General features: G+C 67.8%; 12 protein-coding genes and 3 pseudogenes. 7 read left to right on the top strand and 8 right to left on the bottom strand.

What is annotated here, in order from left to right; all coding sequences use genetic code 11:
- Positions 1-211: 211 nt before the first annotated feature.
- From AC07D6_RS32440 to AC07D6_RS32430, 3 genes and pseudogenes are all read left to right on the top strand, one after another.
- Positions 212-739, top strand: a pseudogene (locus AC07D6_RS32440) (transposase family protein); the annotation flags it as partial.
- Positions 740-974: 235 nt separating this feature from the next.
- Positions 975-2042, top strand: coding sequence for an IS110 family RNA-guided transposase (locus AC07D6_RS32435; protein ID WP_479050366.1), 1068 nt, complete (start codon positions 975-977; stop codon positions 2040-2042).
- 16 nt (positions 2043-2058) lie between these two features.
- A pseudogene (locus tag AC07D6_RS32430) lies at positions 2059-2295 on the top strand (transposase family protein); the annotation flags it as partial.
- 81 nt (positions 2296-2376) lie between these two features.
- Here the strand turns inward: AC07D6_RS32430 and AC07D6_RS32425 are convergent.
- Positions 2377-2805, bottom strand: coding sequence for a hypothetical protein (locus tag AC07D6_RS32425; protein ID WP_479050364.1), 429 nt, complete (start codon positions 2803-2805; stop codon positions 2377-2379).
- Between the two features lie 351 nt (positions 2806-3156).
- Here AC07D6_RS32425 and AC07D6_RS32420 point away from each other — a divergent pair, with 351 nt between their 5' ends.
- Positions 3157-4011, top strand: a complete 855-nt coding sequence (locus tag AC07D6_RS32420; RefSeq protein WP_479050362.1) for a DUF4253 domain-containing protein — start codon at positions 3157-3159, stop codon at positions 4009-4011.
- 558 nt (positions 4012-4569) lie between these two features.
- On the opposite strand, the gene AC07D6_RS32415 is transcribed toward AC07D6_RS32420, so the two are convergent.
- Together AC07D6_RS32415 and AC07D6_RS32410 are read right to left on the bottom strand one after the other, a co-directional pair.
- Positions 4570-5715: a methyltransferase domain-containing protein gene (locus tag AC07D6_RS32415; RefSeq protein WP_479050360.1), complete on the bottom strand. Its 1146-nt coding sequence runs from the start codon at positions 5713-5715 to the stop codon at positions 4570-4572.
- A gap of 507 nt (positions 5716-6222) precedes the next feature.
- Positions 6223-6513 (bottom strand): transposase, encoded by a 291-nt coding sequence (locus AC07D6_RS32410; RefSeq protein ID WP_479050401.1) that lies wholly within the window; start codon positions 6511-6513, stop codon positions 6223-6225.
- Positions 6514-6926: 413 nt separating this feature from the next.
- Between AC07D6_RS32410 and AC07D6_RS32405 the strand changes: the two genes are divergently transcribed.
- Together AC07D6_RS32405 and AC07D6_RS32400 are read left to right on the top strand one after the other, a co-directional pair.
- On the top strand, positions 6927-8012 hold the full coding sequence (locus AC07D6_RS32405; protein WP_479050358.1) for a hypothetical protein: 1086 nt from the start codon (positions 6927-6929) through the stop codon (positions 8010-8012).
- A gap of 67 nt (positions 8013-8079) precedes the next feature.
- Positions 8080-8900, top strand: a protein-coding gene (locus tag AC07D6_RS32400) for an IS5 family transposase (RefSeq protein WP_479050356.1) whose coding sequence is annotated in 2 segments (ribosomal slippage) — positions 8080-8422 and positions 8422-8900 — 822 coding nt in all. Because the reading frame shifts where the segments join, the coding sequence is not laid out codon by codon here.
- Here AC07D6_RS32400 and AC07D6_RS32395 read toward each other — a convergent pair.
- Positions 8897-9232: a hypothetical protein gene (locus AC07D6_RS32395; RefSeq protein ID WP_479050354.1), complete on the bottom strand. Its 336-nt coding sequence runs from the start codon at positions 9230-9232 to the stop codon at positions 8897-8899. The two genes, AC07D6_RS32400 and AC07D6_RS32395, sit on opposite strands and share 4 nt — an antisense overlap.
- A gap of 121 nt (positions 9233-9353) precedes the next feature.
- On the opposite strand from AC07D6_RS32395, the pseudogene AC07D6_RS32390 reads away from it, so the two are divergent.
- Positions 9354-9884: pseudogene (locus AC07D6_RS32390) on the top strand (IS5 family transposase); the annotation flags it as partial.
- On the opposite strand, the gene AC07D6_RS32385 reads toward AC07D6_RS32390, so the two are convergent.
- From AC07D6_RS32385 to AC07D6_RS32370, 4 genes are all read right to left on the bottom strand, one after another.
- Positions 9864-10424, bottom strand: coding sequence for a hypothetical protein (locus AC07D6_RS32385; RefSeq protein ID WP_479050403.1), 561 nt, complete (start codon positions 10422-10424; stop codon positions 9864-9866). The pseudogene AC07D6_RS32390 and the gene AC07D6_RS32385 sit on opposite strands and share 21 nt — an antisense overlap.
- The gene (locus AC07D6_RS32380) at positions 10424-14518 is read right to left on the bottom strand and encodes an HPC2 multi-domain protein (protein ID WP_479050352.1); all 4095 of its coding nucleotides are present in this window, start codon (positions 14516-14518) and stop codon (positions 10424-10426) included. The genes AC07D6_RS32385 and AC07D6_RS32380 overlap by 1 nt, the downstream gene beginning before the upstream one ends.
- 912 nt (positions 14519-15430) lie before the next feature.
- Positions 15431-16248, bottom strand: a protein-coding gene (locus AC07D6_RS32375) for an IS5 family transposase (protein ID WP_479050350.1) whose coding sequence is annotated in 2 segments (ribosomal slippage) — positions 15431-15897 and positions 15897-16248 — 819 coding nt in all. Because the reading frame shifts where the segments join, the coding sequence is not laid out codon by codon here.
- A 50-nt stretch (positions 16249-16298) separates the two neighbouring features.
- Positions 16299-17050 (bottom strand): IS5 family transposase gene (locus tag AC07D6_RS32370; RefSeq protein ID WP_479050399.1). Its coding sequence is split into 2 segments (ribosomal slippage): positions 16299-16759 and positions 16759-17050, totalling 753 coding nucleotides; the frame shifts between segments, so codons are not numbered across the junction.
- Positions 17051-17238: the final 188 nt, after the last annotated feature.

Below are 17238 nucleotides of genomic sequence, written 5' to 3'. Positions count from 1 at the left end.
CATGGCCGGGCGCCAGTCCCGGCCGGGTCTCGCGCCGGTCCTGACCAGGGGGCCCGCGGGCTGGCAGAGGACGTGCGCATGTCTCTCCCCTGCTGACTCAGTGAGCCTTTTCCAACCTGTCTCTGGAGTACGGGGGTTGGGCTGACAACGTGGTGAAGCCCCTGGTAGATGGGTTGTCGACCAAGAGAACCGTCTCCACCAGAGGCTTCACGTGCTTGTCTACCCGTCGGGCGTCGACGTGTCCAGCTCTGCCCTCCGCTTCCTCACTCAGCAGTTGCGGCGGCATCGCCGTGCGATCGGCTCCCGTTGGTGGCGCCTGAGCGCTGGCTGACAGGCCGTGCTGACACTCGCCCACCTGCGGGTGGGTCACACATACGCTCAGCTCGCGGCCGGATTCAGCGTCGGAACCACGACGGCCTACCGCTACGTCACCGAGGCCGTCGATCTCCTGGCCGCCCTCACCCCCAGCCTCGCCGACGCGGTGCGGACCGCGTTGGTGAAGGTATATCTGATCCTGGACGGCACGCTCCTGCCGATCGACCGCATCGCCGCGGACCGGCCGTTCTACTCCGGCAAACACAAGAAACACGGGATAAACGTGCAGGTCCTCGCCGATCCCTTCGGCCGGCTGCTGTGGGCCTCACCGGCCCTTCCCGGCGCCGTCCACGACATCCGCGCAGCCCGTGAACACGGCATCATCGACGCCCTCGCCGAGGCCGGCGTCCCCTGCTGGGCCGACAGTGATGATGGGTGATGGTGGCGTCACCGACAGATCTGTCCCTTGGGCCGACTGACCGGAATCTCGTGTCCTTGCCTTGATCCGTCGGTCTGTCGGTGACGCCATCGCACGTGGCCGACCAGGGGCATCGTGACTTCATAGGTGCTTGTGCGAGAAGACCCGTCACTGTCGTGTCCGCCTGCCTCGACTGGCCCGTGTTGCCCTGTCAATACGATGAGAAGGCAGCAGCTCCAACATGATCAACCAGCAGCCCAAGAAGGAAGTCTTCGCCGGAGTCGACACCCACACCGACACCCACCACGCCGCCGTCGTGGACCCGCTGGGACGTCCACTCGCCGACCGAGAATTCCCCACGACCACCCAGGGATACCGCGCCCTGTTGATGTGGCTCATCACGTTCGGCCACGTACAAGCGGTGGGTGTGGAGTGCACCGGCTCCTACGACGCCGGACTGACGACGGTGCTGAGCGCGGCCGACCTGACGGTGGTCGAGGTCAACGCCCCCGACCGGGGCACCCGACACACCCGCGGCAAATCCGACTCAATCGACGCCTATGCCGCCGCCCGCGCAGCAGCCTCAGGACGAGCTACGGCCATCCCCAAATCCCACACCGGCACAGTGGAAGCCCTTCGCCAGCTGCGTGTGGCCCGCGCGTCCGCGATCAATGCCAGAACCCAGGCGATCAACCAACTCATCGGCCTGCGGGTAACCGCCCCCGAACCTCTGCGCGCATCGCTCACAGGGCTCACGCGCACCACCCTGGTCAACCGCTGCCTTCGGCTGCGTCCAGGAGCTGACCTCGCCTGCCCCACGGAGGCCGCCCGCTACGCACTGCGGCAACTGGCACGCCGCATCCGCATGCTCACCGAGGAGATCGACGAGGTCACCGAACACCTGGCAATGCTCACCACGTCCGCCGGTCCTGAACTCGTCGCACTGTTCGGCGTGGGCACCGAGACCGCCGGTCAGCTCTTGGTCACGGCCGGCGACAACCCCGAACGCCTGCGCACAGAAGCCGCGTTCGCCGCCCTGTGCGGCGCCGCTCCAGTTCCGGCTTCTTCCGGACGCACCGACCGACATCGACTCAGCCGAGGCGGAGACCGCCAGGCCAACCGCGCCCTCCACATGATCGCGGTGGTGCGGATGCGCTACTGCCCCCGCACTCGCGCCTACGTTGCGCGCCGCACCCAGCAGGGACTGGCCAAGAAGGACATCATCCGTTGCCTCAAACGCTTCATCGCCCGCGAGGTCTACCACGCGCTCACCCACACTCACACCGGCAGCACTACTTCGACGACTTGACTTCTATAGGAGCATCAAGGGCTACCGGGGCGCCGGCGGCCCGGTCCGCATCCCGTACTGGGGCCGGTGGGAGACCCTCTCCGCAGGCCAGAAGGCGGTGAACCGGTCCCACGCGAAGATCCGGGCCCTGGGCGAGCAGGCCGTCGCCACCCTCAAGTCCTGGCGGCTCCTGCGCAAACTGCGGTGCTCGACCACCCGGATCACCAGCCTCGTCCAAGCCGTCCTCACCCTTCATCTGACCAGCTCAGCGTGAGGGCGGAAAAGGCTCACTGACCGGCATTATGAATTCAAGTTCAGCACTTGCTTAAAGCCGACTGGTTAGGTCGTGGTCGTTTCAGGAGCCGAAAGCCGCAGTCTTCTTTCGGTGGAGGTAGCCATCGCCGGGGCAGCCGACATCGGGGTCCTCTGTCGGACACAGGGCAGGTTCGCTTTCGTCACCGAAGAGGTAGGCGTCCACCCTGTAGTCGCCGGTGGAGAAGGCCAGCGACACCACCGTGCCGCGTGTGGCGCTTTCGTCCGCGACCTCTACCTGGCCGGATTCCGTAAAGGCATAAAATGCCCATCGGCCAGACGACAAGGCGGACGGTTGCGTGCAGTCCGATGCGACGGGCAGTTCGTCGAAGTGCTCGGCGGTGAACGTGTGATCCTCGCGAAAGGTCAGGAAGGTGCCACCCTCACTGACCCATCGTCCTTCGATCCGATCCGCCGAGATCTCTGCGGCATGGATCGCCGCGGCCCAGCCGCAGGACGCCGTCAGCGCCATCACCGCCCCGGTAAAGGCGATTGAGCACCAAAGCCGTCGACCCACGCCCGCCCCTCTCCCTGCGTCCGGGCCACCGCCCTCACCGGTCGGTCTCTAACCGTATTTGAACGCGCTCAAAATCGTACAGCAGTCCCCATCGAGGCAGTTGCGCGGCCTGCATGCGCGCCGTACCGTCCAAGGGGCGTGCCGGCCGACGGGGCACCACGCGGTTCGAAAGCAGCGCCCGCGGCAGCCGGGACGCCGGGCAGCTGCCTTCCTCGCCTCCGTCCACTACCCAGAACCGGCTTTGGGCGTGGGGGTGCCGCTTGCCGGGGAACGCAGGGCGTGGGTGGGCCGTAGGGTCCTGGTCCCATGAGCGCCTTCCTCCACCGGCCGCGTCTCCCGGCTGACGAGTTCGCCCGCCTCCTGCGCACCCGTTTCCCCTGGACGGGTCCGAAGCGGGCCACGACGGTCGCGGGTGTCGAGGTGATCGGTGTGCCCGTGACGCGGGGTGGGGTGCGCGGCGTGTGGGAGGAGTGGCGAGGAAGACACCACCAGACCGGCTGGTGGCCCTACGTCACGCTGATGTCACCGGACGATGTCGTCCGGTGCGGTCTTCACGGCGGTGTCGACGCAGCGGGCTTGGAGGAACTGGTGGCCGAGGTGGCGTGCCAGGACCATGACGCGCGTGCGGCGTCCGTCGCGGTGTCGGGCTTCCGCTGGTCGGCGCAGTGCGCCGGTGGGGACGAGGAGGATCTGGAGGGGTGGCGCGACGACTACGACCCGGACCGGCTGGCAGCGCGGTTGGGCTCCGCGCTCGCGGAGCCGCTTGCCGGGGTGTCGCGCTGGGCGTCTGGTGATCAAGGCATCTGGGGCCGGGGGCCGCGATGGCTCAACTTCGTGCCGGTGCGCGGGGGCTACGAGGTGCCCGTGCTCCTGCCCCACCTGATCGGGACGGGCAACTGGTTCGGGTACGGCGACCGGGTCCTCGCCCCTGTCGACGACGCAGCGCTGCTCAGACGCTGGCAGGAGCAGTGGGGAGCCGAGCTCTTCCTCGCCCAGGGCGCCTACATGGAGCTGGTCGTCGACAGGCCGCCCTTGTCCCCCCGGGCCGCGGCACAGGCCGCCGCAGAGTTGCTGGGCTACTGCGGCGACACGGTCCACGACCCGCAAACCGTCGGCGACGGCATGGTCCGTTCGACGGTGTGGTCGCTCTGGTGGGACTGACCCTCCCCGGTGGACGACCACCCGCCGTACCAGAAGCGCTCTTCGAGGCTGGACGCCGTCACCGTTGGGGTCCGGCCGCGGTCGGCCAGCTCGCCGCCGTCCACCGGGCCCACGTCCGCCTCCCCCAGGCCGCCCGCCGGCCCGTCACCGAACTCACCGGCCCCCACACCGGTAGCCGCAGCCCGAAGAAGACGGAGGAACCATGACCGACACCCCCACCTCATCCACCGCCTTCCCGGGCCCGCCCGACGAACCCCTCCCCACTCCCACCCGATCCGACGGCCCGGCCCCGGACCTTGCGAACCGCGCCGCTGACCTGCCTGGCTCAAAGAAGGCTGCCGGGCCCTCGGTCGAGTTCCTTGATGCCCGCGGGCTGGTGTTCGCCGAGCAGACGGCGCCCGTCCTCTCCACTGCCGTACGGCAGGGTCGGTGGCTTCGACAGTCGGGGGAGACACAGAGGTGAGCTGCTCGCTGAACGAGCACGCGGCAGGGTGGGCGAGGGCGCAGCGTTCGTGGAGGGCGTCCGCGTCGTCGAGAGTTGTGTGGGGAGGCGTGCGGTCAGCGCGTTTCGTGGTGCGGGTGGGGGCGGGTGGTCAGGGTGTGGTGCTCGGTGTCGAGCCAGACGTGCTGGCCGTGGTGGTCCACGGTCATGCCGACGCGATCGCGTCTGGGCCGTCCGGCGCGTTCCCAGGTGCGGTAGGCGGTGTACGCCTCGTCCCAGAGGCGTCGTGGGCCGTACTGGTCGACGCTGTAGTGGGTGCGGCCTGGTTCGTATTCGGCGGCGGCCCAGGAGGAGCGGTCGTCCGTGACGAGCCACAAGGTGGCTTCGCCGCTGCCGTCGTCGGCTTCGGCGAGGAAGTGCTGGACGTCCGGTAGGGACAGGTCGATGAAGAACTGGGCGTCGGCGTCCGCCAGGAGGTCGTGCGGCCGCAGGTCGGTGAGGCCGGCTTCGCCGTCGTCGAGGTGGTGGAGGAAGTCGCGCAGGTAGCCGCGGTGGGGCCGGTTGACGCGGTTCCACATGAAGGCGGGGAAGCCGGTCAGACGGCCGCGGGCGACGCCGTCGGCGGTGTCGAGGACGGCGTAGGAGTGGTGGAAGAAGGATCCGCCCCAGGGGGTGACGATTCGTCCGGCCGGGGTCTGCTCCACCCATGCGTAGGGGATGTGGGTGACGTTGTACGTCGCGATCGTCTTGGTGTAGGGGGCCTGCTTGGGCCAGCCCTGGTCGCCGTTGGCGCACACGATGGTGGGGGTGTAGCCGGCGTTCTTGGTGTTGCGGGTCGCCTGTTCGACCAGCACGGGGTCGATGTCCACGGAGGTGACCTGCGGAGAGCCGAGGCGGTGGGCCATCCACGCGGCGTTCCACCCGGTGCCGGCGCCGAGTTCCAGGACCCGGTCGCCGGGCTGGATGCCGAGCAGGTCCAGCATCTCGAGCATGACCGTCGGCATGGAGCTGGACGAGGTCGGCATCCGGTATTCGCCCTGGGGGGTGTCGCGTCCGTCGTTGACCTGGGTGGTGATCGGCACATCGTCGTAGACGGCCCGCAGCCACCGCTCGGGGTTGGTGCCGCGGGAGATCACCTCGTCCCCGACTTCGATCACGTCGGGCAGGAACAGTTCGCGCGGCACCGCGGCCACTGTCGCTGCCCACGCGGCGGGGAGCGTGCCCTTGGCCTTGAGGATCTCGACCAGCCGCTCAGGGGTCACGGCGCGGTCTTCGGGGGGATCGGCTTGTTCCACTGGCCGTCCGACTCCTTGGGCGACTGCTGCTTGTCACCGTCCGTGCCGCCCTTGCCGTCGCCGTGCTTGCCCACAGGCCCTCCCACCACTTCGAGCGAACGATCCGCAGCATTCCAGATACGGACAGTGAAGGGAAGGGTGAATATCTGCCACCCCCAGAGTGCAGGAGGCATGAGGCTGGCAGGGCCCGGTCGCGCGGGGTCGATCCTGTCTGCCGGGCGCTCCATCTGTCGCCGTCGGCGTACTTCGCCCGCATGGAGCGGTAGAAGTCGGCCCGCCGGTTTCCTGACGAGCGGCTGGTGCCGCTGATCGAGCAGGTCCACGCGGAGTCGAGCGGCGCTCATGGGGCCTGCCGGACCACTCTCGCGTTTCGGCGCAAGGGCCACGAGGCGGCTTGATGCACCATCGAGCGGCTGATGGCAAGGTGTGCCGCTCCGGGTGGTGGCGGGGAGGATGCGTGGTTTGCAGACCTGGTCACGGTTGGCGTCGTGGTGGTATCCGCGGTCGACGAAGACGGACTGGGGCGTGCGGTATGGTCGCCCGGCCCTGCCCCCGGACTGGTGGGATGGCGTGGAGCAGGGGCATGAGCCGGGTGAGGTCGTTGCCGTTGCCGCCGGTGAAGATGACCGCAAGCAGTATGCCGTACCCGTCGGTGATCAGGTGGCGCTGGGAGCCGGTCCGTCCCCGCTCGGCTGGCGACGGGCCCGTCCGGGCCCCTTTTTCAACGCTCTCACGTGGCTGGAGTCGGCGGCCGCTCGCAACCAGTCAAGGCGGCCAGCGGCGTTCGACTCGGCCGGCAGCATCCCGTGCGGCCGCTGCCATGCACCGGCCCGACCCTGCGTTTGCCACGTGGTCGTTTTGATCCGGTCGCCGCGGCCTTCGACGGCCCCGGAACCCAGCCGCATCGGGGCGGCGGTGACGGCCGCGAGGTCTCGTTCGAGGCCGTTGATGAAGGCGTGCAGGCCGGGCAGGTGAGCGTGATCGGTTCCAGCACGGACCACGCGCTCGCCAAGTCCTTCGATGATCTGCTTGTGCGATTATGCGTTCAGCCCTGGATTGACCGGTGCGCAGCCGAGCTGCTGATCGGGTGGTCGAGAGGCCACGTCTTCAGGTGTCGAGCTGTCGGGCGGGAACGGGAGTGCGGTGTGAGTGGGGCTGGGGGTCAGGACGGGTCGTCCGTGTCTGACGAGGAGTGGGAGCGTTTCCTGCGGGAGTCGGTGTCGGGTGCGGCCGGAGCTCCTGTGGAGCCCTCAGCGCATGCCCGTGAGGTGGAGGGGCGGTTGCGCAAGCGTTCAAGGCAGCCGGAGAGGTGGCGTTCGCACTCGCCGGTCCGGTCCCGGCGCGGTGCGGGCTGGTATGTGGTCGGTTTCGTGGCGGCCGTGGCTCTCGCGGTTGTGGCGCTCTTCCCGCAGCGGCTCGTCGGTTGGTTCGCAGGCGGTGAGGGTGGGCGGGGCGGGGTGCCGTTGGCCGCCGAGTCGGAAAGGCCGCGGGAGGTGCCTGGCGCCGAGCCGGGTCTGCGTCCCACCCTGGCCGAGCCCTTCCGGGGTTCGCCTGCCGCCCGCTGGGCCGACGGAGTGGCCGGTATCACGGTGCCGGAGGCCAGGGCGACCGGCTGGATGAACGCCGGCCAGGTCGAGCGGGCACTGCGGCAGAGCCGGAACTTCCTGGTGGCCGCGGGGCTCGACTCCCGCGTGCTGCGCGGCGAGCGGCCCACGAAGGCGATCGCGTTGCTCAACCCGCACCAGAAGGACGTCCAGGAGTACCTCCGTACCGCCCTGTCGTCGGCAGCGCCCACGGCCGAGACCGATCCGCTGCTGCTGTTCAGTCGTTTCCGGCCGGAGCAGGCCCGGTTGGTCGGTGATGTGGTCAAGACGCGCGGCCGGCTCACCTACCGGGAAGGCAAGCGGGGGGCGGTCGAGGTGACAGCGGACGTCACCTTCGTCTACCCGGTCACCCCGGCGGCGAGCGAGGGTGGAGCGGACGCCGAGGTCGTCCGTACGATCGTGCGGCGCCAGGTGGTGATGAGCTGGGACGACCCGGCCAAGGTCATCACAAAGCCGGGTACGGCGTCCCTCGTCTCGTACGCGCTCGACATGACCAACGGCGGTTGCTCCGGCCCCACCGGCTACTTCGTGCCGCCCTTCGGCACGGCCGACGAGCAGCCCGCCGGCACAGCCGGCCAGATCGACCCGTACGACCGCAGCAAGCCGATCGACACGAGCGACGAAACGACAGACGGCTGCATGACCGCCACTCGCTCCTAAGAACTCCTCACGAAATGATCTTCGAGGTGGTTGGATCGTTCCGAAACTGACAATCCGGGGGTGCAGGGTGGCGCGACCGAAGCCATGGGAAGTCGACGATGAACTGTGGTCGGTGGTCGAGCCGCTGCTGCCGAAGGTGGAGCGTCGGGCTCGGCATCCCGGGCGCAAGCGGCATCCTGACCGGTTGGTGTTCCAGGGCATCCTGTTCGTTCTGCACACCGGGATCTCCTGGGAACACCTGCCGCAGGAACTCGGCTTCGGCTCAGGCATGACCTGCTGGCGCCGGCTGGCCGAGTGGACCGAGGCTGGTGTGTGGTCCCGGCTGCACGAGACCCTGCTCGCCGAGCTCCGCGGTGCGAACGCCCTGGACTTCTCCCTGGCGGCCGTCGACGGCTCCCACATCCGGGCGCTAAAGGGGGATCCAAGGCGGGACGAAGTCCTGTCGACCGGGGCAGGACGGGCAGCAAGCATCACCTGATCACCGACGCCACCGGCATCCCGCTCGCCGCTACTTTGACGGGCGGCAACCGTAATGACGTCACCCAACTGATCCCACTGCTCCAGGCCGTGCCGCCCGTGCGGGGTAAGCGCGGCCGTCCCCGGCGCCGCCCGGACATGGTGCTCGCCGACCGCGGCTATGACCACGACAAGTACCGCCAGCTGGTCTGGGACCTCGGAGTGAAACCGCTGATCGCCCGACGCGGCACCGAGCACGGCTCCGGCCTGGGTACCCAGCGGTGGGTCGTGGAACGCGCGTTCGCCCACCTGCACTGGTTCCGCCGGCTGCGGATCCGCTGGGAGATACGCGACGACATCCACGAAGCCTTCCTCAGCCTCGCCTGCAGTCTCATCTGCTGGCGACGGTTGAAGAGGCTGCCGACGTCCTAGCTCTCACTGCCTGAGGAACCACGAAAGCCACGATCTTCAACCACCGGGAAGGCCCGCTCGGCGCCCGCGGCCCATGCATCGATCTGAGCATGGGACGACCGGATGGCGTCGATCAGCGCCTCAAGCGCCGCGAGCTTCTCCTGGCTGACGTTCAGACTCAGATCCCGCATCGACACCTCGCGGTACGACATGCTCAGCTGCCACCAGAACCGCATGAGGAAGCGACACTCCTGCGGGTCGCGGTCGTCTGCCAGGCGATCATGGATGACCGCCTGGACGCGCCGCCTCTGTTCGTCGTCACGGAAGCCGTTGCTGAGGTCAGTCAGGGTCACGCTCGGACAGTAGCAACCACACGGACCACGCATCACGGGGCTATCACGACGCCCGAGCACACGTATTCCGTTAGGAGTTCTAAGACCGTGTCCTACGTGGTGAGGCGTCGTTGGTCCGTTCATGGGGCGGGGTACGTGGAGTTGGATTGTTCCGGACGGGTTGTGGGAGATCGCGAAGCCGCTGATCCCTCCGTCGAAGGTGCGGCCGCAGGGCGGCGGAACGCAAGACACGCCTGACGAGACGCTGTTCGCCGCCATCATCTACGTCCTGGTGTCCGGCTGCGCCTGGCGGGCGTTGCCACCCTGCTTCGGGATATCGAAGTCGACCGCCCACCGGCGGTTCCTGATCTGGTCGAGAGCCGGTGTCTGGGGCCGGCTGCACGAGGCCGTACTGCACCGGCTCGACGACGCCGGTCTCCTCGACGTCACCCGCGTCGTCCTCGACACCGCCCACGTCAGGGCTAAAAAGGGGGCGAACACACAGGTCCGAGCCCCGTGGACCGGGGCAAGCCGGGTTCCAAGATGCACGTCCTGTCGGACGCGAACGGCCTGCCCCCCCCTCGTCGGCGTCTCCGCCGGCAACACCCACGACAGCGATCGTCATGCCGCCGTGACTTGCGCGCTCACCAGGTCATCGGGATTTCGCGGACGTCCTGAGGCTTTCCCAGTCCTGCCGGTGGGCCGCCCGCTCCGTCGGCGCTTCCAGCGGACGGACGGCCACGGGCTTTCCAGGGTCTCCGATCTCCGCTCCTTGGCTGTGCCGCCAGTGCACGGGCGGAGACGCCTTGCCGAAGTCCTCCCGGTAGACCGCGATGATCTTCAGCTCCCGTTCGATCTCGGCCGCGTACAGCAAGCCACCGTAGGAGCCGGCCGTAGCGGAACTGTCGTCTCCGATGTATCCGCCGTACAGATCCCCCCAGGACGGATGGCGGTACTCGGCGACTAGGAAGAGAGGCCGACGAACCACATCCGTTTCCTCCGCCAGCTCTGCCAGCTCATCGGCCGGCAAGTCTCTCTCCCTTCCGAACAGCGGGGACATGGTGACGCCTGGAACGGCGTGCATGAACTCCATACTTGCGGCTCGGCGCTCGTCCAGCACCGCATCCGATTCCGAATACACCGCCACGGTACCGGCATAGTAGATGTCCAGGAAGGAATTGAAGAACTTCACGACATCTTCCATCTGCGCCATCAGGTCGCGCTCCTCCTGTCGAACAGCCAATCGTCGGATCCGATGCGGATGGGCCGCGGCTTCCTCTGGGTTCCGTCGGCGGTAGAGGTCAGCGTATACCTGTACGTCACTCCCTTCACACGGCGCACCGGAGGATTGAGTAGCTTGGCCAGCAGTCTCTTGAGCTCGGCTTCTGCCGCCGGGTCACCGGCCCGGTACCAGGCTTGATTCTTGATCTTCCTCATGAAGACCTGAGCCAACAGTTCGCCGAAGGAAACCGTGACGCTCAGATCCATCGACACCTCGCTTCGATCCAGCCCGCGCTTCTCAGCGAAAGTGATTATCTCGTTGGCGATCTGCGACTCTGCGTCGCCCATTACCACCTTGTTGTAGTGCTCGCTGGCAGTCACCAGGTTGAGTGAATTTCGGTAACCGGAGCCGCCGAACCAGTCAGCGATGATGTGTGAGCGGTTGAGGTTCTGATTGGGGATCATCCCCGGGGAATCCTGAGTCACGCCACGCGAGGCGCCGGGATCCTTGAGCCGCAGGTCGACGCTGCGTACTTCAATCTTCATCGACCTCGCGGGATCGGGGTCCGTCACCGTGTAGCTCTTGCCGTTGGCCATGGTGACGGTGGTCACCTGCTTGCCTCCGACGTTTTCGGTGACTGCGCTCACCGGACGGAAATCGGTGTGCTCCCTCTCCTCGGACGAATCGGGCAGCGGATTGAACTCGCCGTAGACGTCCCGGTCGGGGAAGAATCCCATCGACTGTATGATCTTGACGGTCTCCGGGTGGTTGCCTGCTGATTTCCGCCCCTTGCTCTTGAGTTCGGGAAGCGCCTTGTCCCCGAGCGTCTTCACGACCTTAAGGCGCACTTTGCTCTTGACGCCGAAGACGTACTTCTCGAAGGCGGCCGCCTCGACATCGCGATTGGTGCCGTCGTAATGCTCCTTCTTGATGCCCCGCGCGGTACCGTCCCTGCGAAGGAGATTCATAGCCTCCTTGTCGGTACCTTGAAGCACTGTCTTCTCCCACACTGGCCCGGAGGGTGTATTCGGCCGCCTCAGCTGGTGATCCCACCAATGATCGTGGACCTTCTTGATGAAGAGCGGCCCAAACTTCTCCAGCTGCTTCTTTATCGCCTTCAGTGTTTCCAGGTGCTCGGCCTGTGTCTGTGCCGCCGGGTTGATGGCGAGCGTGATCTGATGTTTTCCCCCCGCCGCTTCCTTGAGCTGGATCCGTGTGAGGCGGTGCCGTTTCTTGATGGCCGGAAGCCCTCGCCGTACGGTTTCCACCGTGGCCGTGTCGTCCTTGAGCAGCCGCGTCGCGTCGCGAACGGCGGCGTCGAGGGAACGCTTCTTGGCCTCGGCGGACCGCTTGTCGGGGCGCTTCTTCTTGGGCGTCCCGGCCTTCTTGGGCTTCTTCGGGTCCTTCGGTTTCCTGGGCTTCTTCGGGTCCTTCGGCTTCTTCGGATCCTTGGGGTCCTTCGGTTTCTTCGGCTTCTTGGGCTTGATCTTGGACCAGAGCTTCTTGATCAGAACGACGATCTTGTCGATGACCTTGTCGACGGCGCGGTTCACGGGACGGGCCAGCTGCTGGAAGATCTGACGGACCTTGCCGGCGATGCCGCCGATGCCGAGGATGGCGGCCAGAGCACCGATCAGGACGGGGATGGAGCGTGCCAAGGCGCGTTCCATCATGGCGGGGACGCCGCCGCTGCCGCCGCGGGCGATGGCGATGACCGCGTCCAGCACGGAGTTGACGAAGTCGATGATCTGGCGTGCCTGGGTGACGACGAAGCGCACGATGTCGATGATCATCTTGCAGGCGCGGATGAACGCCGACGCCGGGTTGAGGAGGGAGAGGATCCAGGTGATCCCGGCGATGACGATGGTCGGCGTCAGGTACTTGATCAGCCGGTCGATGAGGTCCTTCTTCAAGTCGCCGACATGACTCTTGAGATCGTTCCAGGCACCGGCGACGCCCTGGCGTTTGACCGCGGAGACCACCGGTACGGCGGTCTCCGCGGCGGTGACGGCCTTCTCGGGCACCTTGCGGACCAGGCGGGAGCGGATGTTGTCCCAGCTGATCCCCAGCAGCGAGGCGATCATCACCAGGATCCCCCGTACGTCGAACGTGGCGGGGATCTGCACCCCGGCGGAGGAGCCGACACCGAGCAGCCAGGTCAGCACGCCTTGCTGGAGGTGCTTGCCGATGTTCTTCATGAACAGCTTCAGCCCGCCGCCCACGGCAGTGACCAGCTTGCCGAGGAATCCGATCGGGTCGGCGAGGATCATCCCGATCGCCTGGACCGCCTTGCGCAACACGCCCATCAGGAGGTTCTTCAGCTCAAGGATCGCCCGGACGGCACCCGCGATCGCGTCCTTGGCCTTGCTCACCAGCCCCTTGTTCTTCTCCTTCTCCGCCGCGATCTCCTTGTCGACCTCCTGCACCGCCTCCGTGTAACGCGTGGCCAGGACGTCGACCAGTTCCGTGCCCTTGTCGTTCACGGTGTCGCGCAACTCGTCGAACTTGTCGGCGAACTCTCCGGCGGCCTCCTTCCCGATGGCCCTGAGGTCCTGGGGCAGCTTGTCCACCGCCGCCTTGAGCTCCTTGCGGCCCTCGGAGATCCGGATCTTGGCGTGGCGCAGTTCGCGTTCCACGATGCCGGCGATGTCGGTGACGACCCGGTCCATCGCGGTGAGGTAATTGGCCTTGGCCCGCTCGTAGATGCGGTTGGCCTCCTCCGGCAGGTCCGCGAACAGGTCCTTGACCCACCGCGCCTTACCCGCCCAGCCCGAGTAGCGCCGGTCCTTGTACTCCTCCATCCCCTGCGTGTGCTCGCGCGTGAACCTGTCCCGGGCCTCCTTCTCCCCCTTGGTGAACGCGGTGTCGACCTTGGTGTCGAGGTCGGCGAGGATCTTCTCGACGTCGGCCTTGGTCTTGTCGAACACCTTCTGCAGCAGCGCGGTGACCGTGGCCCGCTTCTCCTCGTCGCTGCCCTTGGCGCGCTTCTTGCCGCCCGTCACCTGCTGCCCGGTCGCCACCCGCGTCCCGAACATCGAGGACATCGCCTCCGGCCCGGCGGCGGCGGCGTTGTCCTTGACCGCCTTGAGCTCCCGCGCCTCCTCCTTGCGGAGCATGGCCGGGGCCACGGCCGCGTGCTTGTCGAGCTTCTTCTTGTCGGCGAGCGCGGCTTTGAAGGACGGCTCGTTGGACTTGGCCAGCTGTTTCTCGGTGACCTTCGCCTCCGACATCTGCTGCTCGACCTCCGCGGGCCCGGCAGACATGTCGGTGGCCGACGGCGGGAGCCGGTCGGGCACGGCCTGGCTCGCCTTCGGCGCGGCAGGCATGCCCGGCGGGCGGTCGGGCGCCATCGGCACCACGGTCTTGGCGTCCGGCGCGGGTTCGGGCGGCTTCGCCGTGGTCTCGGCGATCTCCCGCGCCGAGGTTTCCTTGCCGTCGCCGACCTTGCCCTGAACCTCCTGCTTGACCTCCTCCGCCTTGCCCGACTCGCCGAACTTGTCGGCCTCGTCCAGGTTCTTCGGCGCACGCTCCGCAACGGCCTTCTTCACCGCCGCGATGAACTCCGCCTTGTCGAACTCCTTCGGCTCCGCGGCGTCCATGTCCTCGGCATGCGCCGCCTTGCCCCGCGCCTCCTGATCGTCCGCAGGCGCCTCCGCCGCCGCCTGCGCCGCCTCCGCCTCGGCCTGCGCCGGCGGATGGGTGGTCCCCACCACCCGCTTCTTCGACGCCACGTCCTTCTTCAGCGCCTGGAACTTCGGATCCGCCCCGGGCGACCGACGCCCGGTCCCCTTGCCCTTGCCCTTCTCCTTGCCTTTCGCCGTGCCGTCACTCTTGTCCTCGCCCTTCTCGGGCCACGGCTCCCCCGGGCCCTGCTTCGCCGCACCGGGGACGGGTACGGGAGGTGTCTTCGCTTTCACCGGCGCCGGCCCGGGCAGCTTCGCGGCGGGCAGCTTCCGCGCGGGCGCCACCGGCGGGCGGGGCGTGGCGACGGCGCCACTGGCGATCGCCGCATTGCCCACGGTGCCCTGCCCGTTCAGGAATCCCTGCCCCGGCAACCCCGGCATTCCCGGCAGGTTCGGCGGCATGCGGTTCAGGGCCGCCGCCGTCGCGGCGTTTCCCGGGGAAGGGAGCACCATGCCCGCGCCGGCCGTTCCCGGAGGGGCGGTTCGCCCGCTGCCCCGCCCGTTCCGCGTCGCCTCACCCGCCCGCTGCGGGTCCGTCGCCGGCAACGCCGTCACCGGAACGGGGGGAGACAGCAGTGGCCTGGGGGCTTTCGCTGACGGAGGCATCCAAGGCATCCTCTGAGTCGGCAAGCGTGCTCCCGGCAGACGGCGCACCTACCCGCAGGGTTGCAACACGGTGCCAGCAAGCACGTCATGACCCCGTGAACCCGACGTCACGCAACCATCACCACCACCGGAAACCGCGACCTGGCAACGGCTTCACCTGACCGGCCCCGCACGGGACTGCAAGGCGTCGGTGTGACTTCCGACCACGGAAGACGCGTCGATGACCGGTGAGAACGTCTCCGGTTCGGAGCCCACCAGGCCCGGGAGGGCTGGCTCGGTGAAGGGCTGCGGGTGACCAGTCGATCGACGGGCTGGTGGGTCGTACGCTGGCCGGGGGTCCGCAGCCGACCGGTGAGGACGGGTTGTTGCGGTGGCTGGCCGAAGCGGTTGTCGGGGTTTGCCCTGGGGGAATGGGACCACCGGCCACCTCGGCTACGGCGAGCGCACGACCCGGCGGGCAGGAACGACGATGCCCCGGGGAGCGGCACGCGCTCCCGAATGGCGTTGCCCGACGTCGGCCCGGTGGAGGTAGCCGCGTCCCGCGACCGCGGCGGTTCCTTCGAACCGAAGACTGTCGGGGAGTGGCGTCTGGCCGAAGGCGATCGTGCAGACCTGCCTGGTCCGCCTGTCGCAAGACCCTTCCCGCTGTGCCGCCCGCCAAGGCCGGGACGAGGTTGCCAGGCTCTTGAAGCCAGCTTAGACCGTGTCCTATGTGGTGAGGCGGATGAGTCGCTTGTAGCAGCACAGGGCCGCGGCGAGACCAAGAAAGGCCAGGTAGTTGCGGGGATGGCGCTCGTAGCGGGGGCTGATCCTGCGATAGCCCGACAGCCACGAGATCGTGCGCTCGATCACCCAGCGGCGGCGGCCCAGGCTTTCGCTGGACTCGATGCCCTTGCGGGCGATGCGCACGCCGATGCGCTTGCCGCGTAGCCATTTCCGCAGGTGGGGGATGTCGTACGCCTTGTTCGCATGAAGGCGCTGGGGCTTGAAGTGGCGACCACGGTGGGGGTCGTGTCTCGTTTGGTGACCCTCGACCATGGGCTTCAGACCCTCGCTGTCGTGGACGTTCGCGGCAGAGACACCGACGACCAGGGGCAGTCCGTTCGCGTCCGACAGGACGTGCATCTTGGAACCCGGCTTGCCCCGGTCCACGGGGCTCGGACCTGTGAGTTCGTCCCCTTTTTAGCCCTGACCTGGGCGGAGTCGAGGACGACGCGGGTGACGTCGACCAGGCTGGCGTCGTCGAGGAGGCGCAGCACAGCCTCATGCAGGCGACCCCAGACGCCGGCCCGGGACCAGATGAGGAACCGGCGGTGGGCAGTCGACTTCGAGATGCCGAAACACGGCGGCAAGGCCCGCCAGGCGCAGCCGCTGACCAGCACATAGATGATCGCCGCGAACAGCGTCTCATCAGGCGTGTCCTGCGTTCCGCCGCCCTGCGGCCGGACCCTCGACGGCGGGATCAGCGGCTTCGCGATCTCCCACAACCCGTCCGGAACAATCCAACTCCACGGACCCCGCCCCATGCACAGCTCAACGAGCCATCACCACATAGGACACGGTCTTACAACTCATCTCATTTGGTGAGTCGGCGGTAGCAGATGAGGGTGCAGGCGAGGCTGGTGAAGGCGAGGAAGTGCTCGGCCTTGCGTTCGTAGCGGCGGTGGAGTCGGCGGCAGCCGGCGAGCCGGGCCATGGTCCGTTCGATGGTCCAGCGGTGTCGGCCCAGCCGCTGCGAGGTCTCGACGCCCTTGCGGGCGATGCGGTGCCGGATACCTCGCTGTGCCAGCCATTGCCGCAGGTGGCGGTAGTCGTAGCCCTTGTCGCCGTGGAGCTTGCCGGGCTTGCACCGACGGGGACCGCGGTGGGATCGGATCGGGGGTATGCCCTTGACGAGCGGGATCAGGGCCTGGCTGTCGTGGAGGTTGGCGCCCGAGATCCCGACGGACAGGGGCAGACCGGTCCGCTCGGTGACCAGATGGATCTTCGACCCGTACTTGCCCCGGTCGACAGGATTCGGACCTGTCAGGTCCCCCTTTTCACCGCCCGCATGTTGACCGAGTCGATCGCGCACCGCGACCAGTCCAGCTCGCCCCGGGACCCGAGCTCGTCCCGGACCAGGCGATGCAGCTTGGCCCACACCCGGGCCTCCGTCCATTCGGCAAACCGGCGGTGGGCCGTCGCCCCGGACGGCCCGAACGACGCCGCGGGCAGCTGCTGCCACGTGCATCCCGACATCGCCACGAACACGATCGCGGCCAAGACCTCACGGTCGCCGTGACGACGCCGGCCACCACCCTGTGGCCGCGACGGCGCCTCCGGCATCATCCGCTGAAACAACTCCCACAACTCATCCGGCACCAGCCGCTCAACGATCCCCGCCACGACAGCAGCCTACTCGACCAAATGAGATGACTTGTAACGAGTTGGTGCGTGATAGCGGGTGAGGCGTGCTGGCCCGTTGGAGGACGCTGGCTCAGGCTTGAGCGGTGCGGTCGGAGACGAGGCCGGCGATG

This window comes from Streptomyces sp. NPDC045287 (assembly GCF_056432325.1).
This window is presented reverse-complemented; position numbering and strand designations above follow the sequence as displayed.

What these genes read in the sequence shown, in the direction of transcription:
- AC07D6_RS32435 (WP_479050366.1), top strand. Translation starts at nt 975, where the DNA reads ATGATCAACCAGCAGCCCAAGAAGGAAGTCTTCGCCGGAGTCGACACC.
- AC07D6_RS32425 (WP_479050364.1), bottom strand. Translation starts at nt 2,805, where the DNA reads ATGGCGCTGACGGCGTCCTGCGGCTGGGCCGCGGCGATCCATGCCGCA.
- AC07D6_RS32420 (WP_479050362.1), top strand. Translation starts at nt 3,157, where the DNA reads ATGAGCGCCTTCCTCCACCGGCCGCGTCTCCCGGCTGACGAGTTCGCC.
- AC07D6_RS32385 (WP_479050403.1), bottom strand. Translation starts at nt 10,424, where the DNA reads ATGGCGCAGATGGAAGATGTCGTGAAGTTCTTCAATTCCTTCCTGGAC.
- AC07D6_RS32380 (WP_479050352.1), bottom strand. Translation starts at nt 14,518, where the DNA reads ATGCCGCCGAACCTGCCGGGAATGCCGGGGTTGCCGGGGCAGGGATTC.